The following is a 13,020-nucleotide window of genomic DNA, read 5'->3' as shown; positions in this document are numbered from 1 at the left end:
GCGAGCGTAGGCAACTCACAGCATGCGGGAGGCCTCCCTATTTGTCACCCTCGGGGCGTAAACAACGTCTTGGCACTGAACACCTAGGCCGCGGCGAGGACGGTCTGCGCCTCCTCGCAAGCGGTGGCCAGGCTGTCGTAGGCCGCCTCGATGCTCGGCGCCACGCGCGCGGTCTCCCGCTCCACGGTCGAGCGGTAGAGCAGCCACGCCGCCACGCAGCCGGCGATGCCCGCCACGCCCACGATGATGCCCGGCACCATCGCGTCCCAGACCATCGTGAAGCACATCCCCACGCCGAGCACCAGCGCCGCCGCGACGCCCAGCGAGAGCGCGCGGACCTGCGCCTTGCGGGTCTTCTCGCCCTCCAGGCGCGCGATCGAGGCGATCAGGTCGTCCATCGTGCGCTGGATCTTGACGAGCTGCGCCTTGTTGCGGACCTTGCGGCTGCGGCGGAACGACAGCACGGCGGAGCCGCCGGTTTGCGACGTCTTGGAGCCGGTGAGCTCCCAGCCCAGGTTCTCGTAGCAGTCGCAGGTCACGGTCACGAGATCGCTCGCGACCGTGGTGCGCGCGTACTCGTAGGAGCTGTGCGCCGGCTGCGGCGCGACGACAGCGGTCGCGACGGCGCCCGCCACGGGGGTGCCGCAGGCCGGGCAGACCCTCTCGGCGCCGGTGAGCTCGTTTCCGCAGGTGCTGCAGTACATGGTGTTCTCCCTTCCTGGGCGGACCCTTCCGCCTCCTTGACGAGACCATCCTCGGCCCGCCGGGTGAAGCGAAGTTCACGCGCGGGTAAACGAGCCCGTTAACATTCCCGTGACGCGGGTGCGCCACCATGGGCGCACGCGAGGTGGGGAGGTCACATGGCTCAGAGTGGCAACGGACGGCGCGGCGAGAAGGACCCGGCTCAGGGCGTCCGTCCGCCGGGGGCGCTCTCACGGGTGCGCACCGCGGGCCTGGTGGGGCTGCTCGTGCTGGCCGTGATGGCGGTCATCCTGCTGTGCGTGGTCGCGGCGGGGTTCGTGGGCAGCGCGATAATGGACGCGGGCCTGCTGAGCTTCGAGCGGCTCACGAGCGTCGGCAGCGTCGTGACCCTGGTGTTTCTGGTCAGCACGATCATCGCCGTGGCGCTGGCGCTGGGCATCAACCGGACGCTCGTGACGCCGCTGCGCGTCTTCACGGCGGCGCTCGGAGAGCTCGCGCGCGGCAACTTCTCGTTTCGGCTGGAGCGCCCCCGCACCCGGCTGCGCCTGCGCGAGGCCGACGAGTTCGTGGACAGCTTCAACACCGCGGCCGCCGAGCTCGCGAGTACCGAGATGATGCGCGAGAGCTTTGTGAGCGACTTCTCCCACGAGTTCCGCACGCCGATCAACTCGCTGTGCGGCTTCGCCCAGCTGCTGCGCGAGGACGGCCTCACGCCCGAGGAGCGCGCCGAGTACCTGGGCATCATCATCGAGGAGTCGCAGCGCCTGGCCGGCCTCTCCGAGCGGGTGCTCGCGCTCTCCAAGATCGAGCACGTGCAGATCCTGCCCGACGTGGGTCCCGTGGACGTGGCCGAGCAGCTGCGCCGCGCCGTGGTGATGCTCGAGCCCAAGTGGTCGGCGCGCGGCGTGACCGTGAGCGTGAGCGCCGACCCCTGCGTCATCGACGGCAACGCCGACTACCTCATGCAGGTCTGGACCAACCTCATCGACAACGCGGTGAAGTTCTCGCCGGAGGGCGGGTGCGTGAGCTTGGCGCTCTACGGCGGCCGCCAGGGCGAGGAGGGCCGCGACGGCGCGGCCGACGAGGTGACCTGCTGGGTCTCGGACGAGGGCTGCGGCATGGACGAGCGGACGCGCGCGCACCTCTTCGACCGCTTCTACCAGGGCGACACGAGCCACGCGAGCGAGGGCAGCGGCCTGGGCCTGGCGCTGGTGAAGCGCATCGTGGAGCTGCATCGCGGCACGGTCGAGGTGCAGAGCGCGCCCGGTGCGGGCTCCACGTTCGAGGTGCGGCTGCCGGTCCGGCACGCGTAGGCGACGGGACGAGAAGGGCCGCGCGCTACGCCGCGTGCCCCTCGCTCACGAGTTTGAGGCCCACCACGCACGCCACGAGCCCCGCGATCAGCAGCGCCTTTGCCCACGAGAAGCTCTCCGCGCCCGTCGCCATGCTATAGACGACCGTGATGGCCGCGCCGATACCGACCCACACGGCATACGCCGTCCCGATGGGGATGGTGCGCACCGCGTGGTTGAGCCCGAGCATGCTGGCCGCGAGCGCGGCGACAAAGACGAGCGTGGGCGCGAGCCTGGTGAAGCCCTCCGCCCGGTCGAGCGCGACCGCCCACACGGCCTCCATGGCGCCCGACGCAACGAGAACGACCCAGTCCATGACAACCTCCCTGACGATGCCCACGCAGGAGGCCCCGCCGCGGCGGAGACCCCTGCCCTGCGCGCCGTCTTTGCGATCCTGGTACGGCTGCCCTCGTCAGGGGCCCATCTGGGCCACTGGGCATGGTAGCACAGCCCCACGCGCTTGTGGATTCGCTCGGGAGTCGGCGGGCGGACGCGCGGGCCGCGCGACGCGCTCAGGAATACTGATCGGAGCGTCCCCCAGTCGAGAGGATCGTCGTGCTGCTCAACCTCGTGCTCATCGTCGTCGGATTCGCGCTGCTCGTGGGCGGCGCCAACCTGCTCGTGGACGGCGCGTGCCGCCTGGCCGCGCGCCTCGGCGTACCCGAGCGCGTGGTCGGCCTCACCGTGGTCGCCATCGGCACGTCGCTGCCCGAGCTTGTGGTGAGCGTCACGTCCGCGGCGGCCGGCCACGCCGATATGGCCTTCGGCAACGTCGTGGGGAGCTGCCTGGCCAACCTGCTGCTCATCCTCGGGCTCTCCGCCGCGCTCGCACCGGTGGCGCTCGGGCGCGCCACGATCCGCTTCGAGATTCCGGCGAGCGTGGCCGCAGCGGGGCTCCTCGCGCTTCTCGCCAACACAGACGGCCAGGTCACGGCTGCCGAGGGCGTCGTGCTGCTCGTGGCGTTCGCGGCGTTTCTCGTCTGCACGGCGCGGATGGGGGCGGCCGAGGGCGCGGGCGAGAAGGACGGCGAGCCCGCCGCGGAGCCCCAGGCCGGGCGCCGGGGCGGCGTCGCCTGGTCGCTCTGGCTCGTGGTCGTGGGCGCCGTCCTGCTCAAGGTGGGCGCGGACCTCGTGGTGGACAACGCGACGCTGGTGGCCGGGGCCGCCGGCGTGTCGGAGCGCGTCATCGGCATCACCGTGGTCGCGCTCGGCACGTGCCTGCCCGAGCTCGTGACGAGCGTGGTGGCCGCGCTGCGCGGCAGCTCCGACATCGCGGTCGGCAACGTGATGGGCTCCAACGTGGCCAACCTGCTGCTGGTGATGGGCGCGCCCGCGCTCTTCTTGCCCGTGCCGTACGACGCGGCGTACAACCTGGACCTGGCGCTCGTGGCGGCGGCGTCGCTCGCGCTCGTGGGCTTTGCCTACGTGGGGCGCCGTCACGAGATGAGCCGCGCGAACGGCGTCGTGTTCGTGGTGCTCTACGCGGCCTACGTCGCCGCGTCGGTACTCAGGTAGGAGCCGTCGGCGGCACGGACCCCCCGCCGGCGCTGTCAGAAACCCGGTCCGATTGGGTGTTCTGGCCCGCTCGTGTTCGCGAGATAGTCCGTTTCGTCACAACCCCCTGCGATTGGGCACATCGTTTGATGTCCTTCTCGCCAAGGCGGCGAGAGGGACGCGAAATTGCCACGCTTTCCCTGACGTTGGGTAGGTAGTTTGATGCGATCTGGCACCTTGTATCAAACATGCCACCCAATCGCACCCCGTCGAGGCACGGGACGGCGAGAGGGGCGCGAGCCCGCGGCGGCGGACGCGCCAGCGCCGGCGCCCCTACGCGCCGTAGGCGGCCTCGAGCTCGCGGATGCGCGCGTAGAGCCAGCGGTTGGTGGGCACGAGGATGCCGTGCCGCTCGGCGCGCGCGATGATGGTGCCCGCGAACTCCTCGACCTCGGTGGGCTTCTCGTTGATGCGGTCCTGCGCCATCGACGGCATGCCGTCCGGCTCGAGCGAGGCGATGAGGTCGGCCATCTGCGCGAGGTCGGCCTCGGTCACGTCCACCCCCTCGGCGCGCGCCACGGCCAGCGCCTCGCGCATGGCGGCCACGAAGCAGCGGTTCTGCTCGCTGCCCGGCTCGCTCGCCGTGCCATAGGTGCCGCCGTAGGCCATGCAGGTCTGGTTGATGCCCACGTTGAGCATCAGCTTCACCCACATGCGGCGGCGGATGTCGGCCTCCACCACGTGCGGGATGCCGGCGCGCCCGTAGAAGTCGGCGACGGCCTCCACCACGCCGGGGGCCGTGCCCTCGGCCGCGCCGAAGCGGATCTCGCCGGGGTGCGTGAACGTGAGTGCGCCGCCGATGAAGACCGCGTCCATCCCCTGCGCCACCGAGAGCACCGTGCGCTCCCAGCCGAAGACCTCGGCCACGCGCTCCTCGCTCGTGACGCCGTTGAGCAGCGACGCGATGACCGTGCGCGGCCCCACCAGACGGGCCGCGGTCTCCAGCGCGAGCGGGAGCCCCGGCGCCTTGGTCGCCAGGATCACGAGGTCGACGGGCTCGGCCTCGCGCGCGGGAATCGTGCGGGTGCGACACGGCTCGCCGTTGACGGTCACGACCTCGCCGACGTGACGCTCGAAGCGCGTGTCGTCCATCACGAACTCGATGGCGTCCGGTCCCAGGCTCCTCTCGATGAGGCTGCCGTAGAGCAGCCCGACCGCCCCGCGCCCGATGATCGCCGCCCGCTCGATGGCCATGTCCGCCTCCCGTCTCCGCCGCTTCTCTCGCTGCATTGTAGCGCGCCTCCACAAACTCTCCGCTTACGCGCGGGCGCGCCGACATGCTAGGGTCGTGTCACATCATGGTTTGCCCCGGATGGCGTCGCCGCGCGAAACGGTGCGCCATTTTTTGTGCCGATGCGCCGGGGCGAGTTGGACCGCGCGAGCGGGAGTCGTCGAGAAAGGCTGGTCAATGCCCCAGAACAAGCGAGAGAGCCTCATCTTCACCGTCATCATGTGCTTCTGCATGGTGCTCGGGATGTCCGTCTACAACGTCGCCCGCGTGCACAGCTGGGCGTTCGGGCCGGACGTCGTGGCCGAGGCGTGGGTGGGCTTCCCGCCGGCCTACGTGGTGGCGATGCTGCTCGACGTCTTCGTGGCCAGCCGCTTTGCCAAGTGGTTCGCGTTCCGGTTCCTCGTGACGCCGGGCAAGAGCTCCAAGACCGCCATCACGCTGGCCATCTCCACGACGATGGTCTTCCCGATGGTACTGTTCATGTCGCTCTACGGCGCGCTCGAGGCCACCACGCACACCGGCCAGGTGGCGCTGATCCCCCTGATCTGGCTCACCAACATCCCGTTCAACTTCGTGGCCGCGCTACCGTGGAACCTGCTCGTGGCGGGCCCGTTCTCGCGCTGGCTCTTCCGCCGCGTCTTCCCCGAGGGCACCGTGCTCGAGGCGCCGCTCGCCGCCGACGCCGCGTAGCGCGGCCTAGCTCGCGCCCGGCGCCACGGCCCCGCCGTCAGGCGCCGGCGATCTGGCGCTGGACGCGCTTGGGCAGCTTGGCTAACACCAGCTCGTAGCTCTGGTCGCAGAGCGAGAGCACAAGCTCCTCGGGCACGTCCGACGCCAGGTCCACCGAGACCCACGTGCGGCCGTCGGAGTAGTAGCCCGGCAGCACCGCGTCCGGCCACTCGGCTCGCAGCTCGCGCGCCTGGTCGGGGTCGCACTTGAGCGAGAGCAGGTGCCGCCCCGCATAGGGTGCCTTGGCCTCCGGCGCGGCGGTGAGCTCGCACGCGAACTGGCGGCCGCCCACCCAGTAGACCATCCAGCCCCACGCCTCGTGGAGGGCACGCGTGGCACCGGGGTGCGCGAGCAGGCGCTCCTCTATGCGCGCGAGGTCCATGGCCGCTCCCTACCCCGCGACCGGTGCGGCCGTAGTGCCAGAGGTTGCGGCGGGCGCGTCGCGCCAGCGCCTGAGCGTGGGCAGCACGGCGCCCATCAGCGACGCGCACTCATCCACCGACCAGCCCGTGGCCTCCGCCATGCGCGGCGCGCAGTCCTCGATCATGTCGTCCATCGAGACGTCCTCGACCCAGGCGCCGTCGTCATAGCACCAGCGGCAGAGGTCGGCGACCTCGGTGCCGTCCGCCTTGTGTCCGTGCTGGTCGGGACCGGTGAACATCATGCCGCAGCTCTGGCAGTAGTGCTCGGGCATCTCAAGCAGCTCCGTCACCGGGACGTCCAGCTCACGCGCGATGAGCTTGGTCATGTCGATCCCGGGGACCGTCGCCCCGGTCTCCCACCGACTCACGCACTGACGCGTGACAAAGAGCCGGCGCGCCAGCTCCTCCTGGGTGAGCCCGTGCTCGCGGCGCAGACGGGGCAGCACGTCCTTGATGGCCATGGGGCCTCCTCGCCTCGAAGGGAGCGGGCACCCGTCGCGCCCGCCGTCACGGCAATTGTCCGCCCCGACAGCGCACGCGACAAGCAACGCCCCGTTGCGCGGCGAGAAGGGCGCGATCCGCGGTCCTTCTCGCCCCAACGCCTAGGACTTCCCGCACAGCACCGAGACACGCTGCTGGGAGAGGCCCACCAAGGCCGCAATGTCCCGAAGCGTGAGCCCCTCGCTGCGAAACCTGCGCGCCACATCACGCGTGAGCTCGGAGGACGCCCGCTGGGCCGCCTCGGCCTCGGCCCGTGCCCGCTCCAACTCTTCAAGCATCGCACGAGAGTCGGAGTCCAGAACCGGAAGCACGTGCACCTCTCCCACCTCTTGGCCAAGCAGCGAGGCAGCGTCGCGGACGAGTCCCTCTACCTGGTCAAGACGGCGCACCTGCGTAAAGAGCCCCGGTATCTCGGCCACGGAGATGGCCCACCAGCCGTCGCTGCGCGTGACGGACGCATTGACGTCAATCTTGCCCATGGCCACCTCCAAATAGATAGCGAAGTATCGCCTGCGCCGTGATCTCGTTTATCTCGCTGTGCCGCGGAACGGTGGTCTGCTTGCTGCCAACCGTTACCTTGGCATGACGGGAACCCTCCTGCCACACGACCTCAAGTCTCGAGCACGAGCCATCTCGTTGACGCGCTTTCTCAGCAGACGGTACCTCATGGCCTCTACCCCTATTGTTATCACATATCAATAGTTATTGTCTTAACTCAATCCTCCCAATTTGAAACATCTGTTCGTATAATACCAAACATGTGTTCTGTTATCAAGCGAGTTTGGGAGAGGGGCTTCGTCCGGCTTGAGACGGCGCCTACGCCGCGCCCCTCTCGCCGCCCCGCGACGCGCGGCCGCGCACGAGGAACACCGCGATGAGCAGCAGCGCGACCGTCACCGCGGACATGGCCGCGAACGTCACGTTGAGGCCGTGCATCGAGGCCGCCGCGTCGCCGCCCGCGCCTGCTGCCACGCTCGACATGACGCCCACGAACACGGCCGAGCCCACCGCGCCCGCCACGGTGCGCAGCGACGTGAGCAGCGCCGTGCCGTCGGCCGTCCTCGCAAGGCCGATGCGGCTCGTGCCCCAGGTGACCAGCGGCATCATCAGACAGCCGATGGCCACGCACCGCACCGCGTTGAGCACCGAGGCCACCCACACGCTCGTCTGGAGCGTGAGCGTCGTCATGCCGAGGTTGCTCGCCAGCATGAGCGCCGCGCCGGCCACGAAGAGGCGCCTCATCCCCAGCACGTCGTAGATGCGCCCGGCAAACGGGCTCACCACGGCCATGAGCAGCGACCCGGGCAGCGTCACCAGACCGGAGACCGTGGCGCTCTGCCCCAGGATGTTCTGCACGTAGAGCGGCATGATGACCGAGGAGCCCATCATCACCAGATAGAGCAGCATGCTGCCGATGACCGAAAGCGCGTAGTCGCGGTTGCGCAGGATGCGCAGCTCCAGGAACGGCTCGTCCAGGCGCAGCTGGCGGCGCACGAACACCACCGCGCCCACGACGCCCACGACGAGCGGCGCCACGGTCTGCGCGTCGGCGACGCCGAGGCTCGACACGTTTCCGATGCCCAACGTCACGCCGCCGAAGGCAAGGATCGACAGCGCGAACGACGGCACGTCAAAGCGGCGCTCGCGCGTCTCGAGGACGTTGCGGAAGACCCGCACCGCAAAGACGAGTGACACCGCCATGATCGCGATGGCCACGTAGAAGATCCAGCGCCAGCCCAGCGTGTCCACGAGCACGCCCGCGAGCGTCGGCGCCACCACGGGCGCGGCGCCCACCGACAGGCCGTACCAGCCCATGGCCTGCCCGCGCTTCTCGGCCGGGAAGATCGACAGCGTGATGACCTGCGCCATCGAGGTGAGCGCGCCGCCGCCGAGCGCCTGGAGCACGCGACCGACCATCATGACCTCGAAGCCCGGCGCCAGCACGCACAAAAGCGACCCCGCGATGAACGTGCCGAGCGCCGTGAGGTAGAGCGGGCGCGTGGGGAAGCGCGTGATGAGAAACGCCGTGAGCGGCATCATGATGCCCATGGCCAGCGAGTAGCCGCTCGTGAGCCACTGGCCGGTGGTCGCGTCGAGCCCGAGCTCGTCCATGATGGGCGGCAGCGCCGTGGTGAGCGCCGTCGCGAGCATCGACGACGCGACGCACGTGATGATGATGTTCACAAAGACGAGGGTCCGCTGACGCGGCCGCAAGCTCTCTGCCCCTGCCATGGCTACCTGCCCTTCGTTGCGCGCGGAGGGCCGCCCCGCGCGCCGGTCCCGGTTTTTCCGGGTGAGCACTATAGCCAAGTTTGTGAACGCCACATGAACGCGCGGACGAGAAGGGCGCGAATCCACGGTCCCTCTCGCCCGCGCGGCCCGGGAAGCGCCGACGCGCTCACGCCGAGAAGAACGACGCGTCGGCGGCCCGCCACGGGCGCAGGCGCGCCTCGTCCACCGTGGTGTGCGCGTGCGCGGGGACGTCCGCCCACTTGACGGTATGTCCCGCGCCATGGCTGCAGAAGACGGAGTCGGGCGTGTTGGGGAGGTCGGCCTCGGGGTCGTAGGCCGCCGCAGCGATCACGGCGTCGGCGTCGTGGCACGCCCGGTAGCCGTCGAGCTCCAGCGAGAGCCGGCCGCGGCCGCCGGTGTAGCGCGCCACCTCAAGCGCGTACTCCCCCACCTCGGAGGCCGGCACCACGCCCGTAAGCGTGGCCGCGTCGCCCGACGTCACGGGCGGGTCCAGCTGCGCCGCCATCCGCGTGAGGTCCGCGAGCGCGCGGCCCACCCGGTCGGCCGGCACCGTGAGCCGCAGGCGGTACCACGGCTCCAGCAGCAGGCAGTCGCCCCGCTCGCGGGCGACCATGAGGGCCTGGCGGACGGCGCGGTACGTGGCCTGGCGGAAGTCGCCGCCCTCGGTGTGCTTGGCGTGCGCCCGGCCCGCGAGCAGCGTCACCCGCACGTCCGTGAGCGGCGCGCCCGTGAGCACGCCCGCATGGTCGCGCTCCATGGCATTGGTGAGAATGAGGCGCTGCCAGTTGAGGTCCAGGCTGTCCGTCGGGCAGCGCGTGCCGAACTCCACGCCCGACCCGCGCGACAGCGGCTCCAGCGAAAGGCGCACCTCGGCGTAGTGGCGCAGCGGCTCGAAGTGGCCCACGCCCTCGACGGGCGCCGTGATGGTCTCCTTGTAGAGGATGCCCCCGGGGCCGAAGGTGACGTCGATGCCTTGGCGCTCGCGCAGCAGCTCGCGGACCACGTCCTGCTGCACCTCGCCCATGAGCTGGACGTGGACCTCCTGCAGCCGCTCCACCCACGTGACACCGAGCGTCGGGTCCTCGTCGGCGAGCTCGCGCAGCGCCCGCACGAGCGCGGTGACGTCCGTCCCCTCCGCAGGGATCACCTGGTAGGAGAGCACGGGCGCCAGGGCCGGCTGGGCGAGCGGCGGCTCCGCGCCGAGGGCGCTCCCGGGCACCACGTGCGAGAGCCCGGTGACGGCGCAGACGCGCCCGGCCGCCACCTCGGGCACGGTCTCAAAGCTCGCACCCTGGTAGAGGCGCACCTCGTTGACCTTCTCGGTCCACGTGACGCCGCGGTCGGTGCCCGTGATCTGCGCCTTCGCGCGCAGCGTGCCGCCCGTGACCTTGAGCCAGGCGAGCCGCTCCCCGCGCGCTGAGCGGCTCACGCGAAAGACCCGCGCCGCGAACTCCTCCGGCCACGAACGCTCCGGGGCCAGCGCCGACAGGGCGTCGAGCAGCTCGGTCACGCCCTCGCCGCGCAGCGCCGCGCCAAAGAGCACGGGGAAGAGCGCGCCGGCCGAGAAGAGCCGCGCCACCGTGGCCGGCGCGAGCGCGCCCGTGTCCAGGTACTCCTCGAGCGCCGCCTCGTCCGCGGAGGCCGCGTCCTCCACGGCCGCCGGCTCGCCCGCCGCAAGCGCCGCCCCGTCCACGCAGGCCGCCGAGAGCCGCGCGCGCAGCTCGGCGAGAAGCGCCTCCCGACCGGGGTTCTCCAGGTCGCACTTGCCCACGAAGACGAGCGTCGGCACGCCGCGGCGGCGCAGCAGCTCCCAGAGCGTCTCGGTGTGGCCCTGGACGCCGTCGTTGGCGCCCACTACAAGGATCGCCAGGTCAAGGGCTGCGATGGTTCGCTCGGCCTCGGCGGAGAAGTCCACGTGGCCGGGCGCGTCCAAAAGCATGAGGTGCGCGCCGCCCCAGTCGAGCGCCGCGGTGGACGAGAAGATCGTGATGCCGCGCTCGCGCTCCATGGCGTCGGTGTCCAGGTGCGACTCGCCGCGGTCCACGCGGCCGGCGGCGCGGATGACACCGGCCTGCTCGAGCAGCGCCTCCGCCAGCGTGGTCTTGCCCGCGTCCACGTGGGCGAGAAGCCCCACGACCGCCTGTCTCATCGCGTCTATACCTCCGAACCGAGCGCACCGACAACCAGATCTTCTCGCATCATAGCTTGACCGGCACCGCGCGCCACGTCATACTGGCGCCGTCGGCCGAGCGGGGAATGGGCCTCGCAGCGCGGGTGGCGCCGCCATCGGACCGCGGGGAGACAGGGGCACATGCGCATTCGCTAGACATCTTCAGCTAGGTTCACCCCCATGCGCGTGGGGACCTCCCTCCGCGCGGAAACGAGATGTCTATGCAACTGATGCTCTCCGGCGTCACGTACGCCTACCCCTCGGCCTCCGAGCCGATAATCAACAACGTAACGATAACCTTCCCATGCGGCTGGACCGCGCTGCTGGGCGACAACGGCTGCGGCAAGACCACGCTGGCCCGGATCGCCTGCGGACAGATCGCCCCGGACGCGGGCTCGGTCACGCGGGGTCTGCTCTGCGCCTACGTGCCCCAGGATGCCGATGAGCCGCCCGCCGACCTCGCGGACTTCGCGCTGGACTACGGCCGCGAGGCCCACCTGCTGCGCGTGGCCTTCCGCATAGCCGACGACATGCCCTGGCGCTTCCACGAGCTCTCCTTCGGCGAGCGCAAGAAGCTGCAGGTGGCGGTGGCCCTCTGGAGTCGCCCGGACGTGCTCGTGGCAGACGAGCCCACCAACCACCTCGACGCCGACGCCCGCGCCGAGCTGGCCGCGGCACTGTCGCGCTTCCGTGGCATCGGCATCCTCGTGAGCCACGACCGCGAGCTCGTGGATCTTCTCGCCGGGCGCTGCGCCTCCTTCGAGCCGGGCGGCATCGTGGTCAGGCCGGGCGGCTTCACCGCGGCGTGCGAGCAGGCCGAGCACGAGCGCGCCGCAGTGGCGGCAGAGCGCGCCGACGCCCGTCGCGAGCTCGCGCGGCTGGCCGCCGAGAAGGACGCTCGGGCCCATGCGGCCGCGCGGGCCGACGCACGGCGCAGCAAGCGACACCTGGACCCGCGCGACCGTGACGCCAAGAGCCGCATCGACCTCGCGGTCTTCACGGGCAAGGACGGGCACGCCGGGCGGCTCTCGTCCCAGATGGACGCGCGTCTGGCCGCCGCTCGGCAGCGCCTGGACGCCGCGCGCGTCCACAAGCGCTACGACGGCGACCTCTGGGTGGACAGCGCGCCGAGCCCGCGCAAGGTGGTGCTGCACGTGCCGGCGACGGAGATCGCCTGCGGGCCGGCGGGGACGCTCACGGTCCCCGAGCTCTGGCTCGCCAACACCGACCACGTGGGCGTGATCGGGCCCAACGGGGCGGGCAAGTCCACGCTGCTCGCGCACCTGCGGACGCTGCTCGCCGAGGACCTCCCGGTGCTGGACGTCCCCCAGGAGCTCGCGCCGGAGGCGCGGGACGCGGCCGTCGAGCGCGTGAGCGGCCTCGGCCCCGCCGAGCGCGGGCGCGTCCTCTCGAGCGTGGCGCAGCTCAACTCGGACCCGGACCGCATCCTCGAGGGAGGCCGCACGAGCCCCGGCGAGCTCCGAAAGCTGCTGCTCGCGGAGGGGGCGCTGCGCCACCCGGAGCTCATCGTCATGGACGAGCCAACCAACCACCTGGACCTCCACTCCACCGAGGCCCTCGAGCGCGCGCTGGCCGCCTACCCCGGGGCGCTCGTGCTGGTGAGCCACGACCGCGCGTTCCTCTCCGCGTGCACCACGCGCACCTGGGTGGTCCGCGACGGCCGCGTGCGGGAGCTGTGAGCGGGCGCGGGCGGGCACGGAGGACCCTCCACCCCCCTGCACATGCGTTTTTTTGACGCATGTGCAGGACCAGCAAACGCCCCCGCCCCGTCGCGACGGATGCACATGCAGCAACCCGATGCAAGTGCGATGCCAGCAGACACCTCTGCCGCAGCGGAGCTGATGCACTTGCGTCAACCTGACGCATGTGCATGCTCGATGGGACCGCCTTCCCGCACCGAAGGACTGCACATGCGTCAGATTGACGCATGTGCACGGGGCAGAGACGCCCACGAATCCCCGGAACCCATGCACATGCGTCAGATTGACGCATGTGCAAGGACGCGTCCCGAATTTTGGTGTAGGCGGCGACTCGGCCGGCGCCCGGAGGGGCGCGGCCGTTCCCTAGAATCGCAGTCACCACAAC

General features: G+C 70.8%; 12 protein-coding genes and 1 riboswitch. Of the genes, 4 read left to right on the top strand and 8 right to left on the bottom strand.

Annotated features, from left to right (window positions below):
- Positions 1-83 precede the first annotated feature (83 nt).
- On the bottom strand, positions 84-704 hold the full coding sequence (locus tag ACWTSU_RS03330; RefSeq protein WP_455138460.1) for a hypothetical protein: 621 nt from the start codon (positions 702-704) through the stop codon (positions 84-86).
- 156 nt (positions 705-860) lie between these two features.
- Between ACWTSU_RS03330 and ACWTSU_RS03325 the strand changes: the two genes are divergently transcribed.
- Entirely contained in the window at positions 861-2,015 is a 1,155-nt protein-coding gene (locus ACWTSU_RS03325; protein ID WP_455138459.1) for a sensor histidine kinase, read from the top strand.
- A gap of 25 nt (positions 2,016-2,040) precedes the next feature.
- On the opposite strand, the gene ACWTSU_RS03320 is transcribed toward ACWTSU_RS03325, so the two are convergent.
- Positions 2,041-2,370, bottom strand: coding sequence for a DMT family transporter (locus tag ACWTSU_RS03320; protein WP_455138458.1), 330 nt, complete (start codon positions 2,368-2,370; stop codon positions 2,041-2,043).
- Positions 2,371-2,428: 58 nt separating this feature from the next.
- Positions 2,429-2,490: riboswitch (guanidine-III (ykkC-III) riboswitch) on the bottom strand.
- Between the two features lie 119 nt (positions 2,491-2,609).
- Here ACWTSU_RS03320 and ACWTSU_RS03315 point away from each other — a divergent pair.
- Entirely contained in the window at positions 2,610-3,569 is a 960-nt protein-coding gene (locus ACWTSU_RS03315; RefSeq protein ID WP_455138457.1) for a calcium/sodium antiporter, read from the top strand.
- A 312-nt stretch (positions 3,570-3,881) separates the two neighbouring features.
- Here ACWTSU_RS03315 and ACWTSU_RS03310 read toward each other — a convergent pair whose 3' ends face one another.
- Positions 3,882-4,802 carry a ketopantoate reductase family protein gene (locus ACWTSU_RS03310; protein WP_455138456.1) on the bottom strand — a complete coding sequence of 307 codons (921 nt, stop codon included), beginning with the start codon at positions 4,800-4,802 and terminating at the stop codon, positions 3,882-3,884.
- Between the two features lie 214 nt (positions 4,803-5,016).
- Here ACWTSU_RS03310 and ACWTSU_RS03305 point away from each other — a divergent pair, with 214 nt between their 5' ends.
- Positions 5,017-5,529: a DUF2798 domain-containing protein gene (locus ACWTSU_RS03305; RefSeq protein ID WP_455138455.1), complete on the top strand. Its 513-nt coding sequence runs from the start codon at positions 5,017-5,019 to the stop codon at positions 5,527-5,529.
- Positions 5,530-5,566: 37 nt separating this feature from the next.
- On the opposite strand, the gene ACWTSU_RS03300 is transcribed toward ACWTSU_RS03305, so the two are convergent.
- The 5 genes from ACWTSU_RS03300 to ACWTSU_RS03280 form a co-directional block, all read right to left on the bottom strand.
- On the bottom strand, positions 5,567-5,950 hold the full coding sequence (locus ACWTSU_RS03300; RefSeq protein ID WP_455138454.1) for an MmcQ/YjbR family DNA-binding protein: 384 nt from the start codon (positions 5,948-5,950) through the stop codon (positions 5,567-5,569).
- Between the two features lie 9 nt (positions 5,951-5,959).
- On the bottom strand, positions 5,960-6,451 hold the full coding sequence (locus ACWTSU_RS03295; protein WP_455138453.1) for a zinc ribbon domain-containing protein: 492 nt from the start codon (positions 6,449-6,451) through the stop codon (positions 5,960-5,962).
- Between the two features lie 141 nt (positions 6,452-6,592).
- Entirely contained in the window at positions 6,593-6,970 is a 378-nt protein-coding gene (locus ACWTSU_RS03290; RefSeq protein WP_455138452.1) for a hypothetical protein, read from the bottom strand.
- 337 nt (positions 6,971-7,307) lie between these two features.
- Positions 7,308-8,723 (bottom strand): MDR family MFS transporter, encoded by a 1,416-nt coding sequence (locus ACWTSU_RS03285; protein WP_455138451.1) that lies wholly within the window; start codon positions 8,721-8,723, stop codon positions 7,308-7,310.
- Between the two features lie 166 nt (positions 8,724-8,889).
- Positions 8,890-10,893, bottom strand: a complete 2,004-nt coding sequence (locus tag ACWTSU_RS03280) for a GTP-binding protein (RefSeq protein WP_455138450.1) — start codon at positions 10,891-10,893, stop codon at positions 8,890-8,892.
- Positions 10,894-11,135: 242 nt separating this feature from the next.
- Between ACWTSU_RS03280 and ACWTSU_RS03275 the strand changes: the two genes are divergently transcribed.
- Entirely contained in the window at positions 11,136-12,614 is a 1,479-nt protein-coding gene (locus tag ACWTSU_RS03275; RefSeq protein WP_455138449.1) for an ATP-binding cassette domain-containing protein, read from the top strand.
- Positions 12,615-13,020: the final 406 nt, after the last annotated feature.

This window comes from Thermophilibacter sp., from assembly GCF_966187215.1.
The sequence above is the reverse complement of the archived record's forward strand: the minus strand, read 5'-3'. Positions and strand labels throughout refer to the sequence as shown.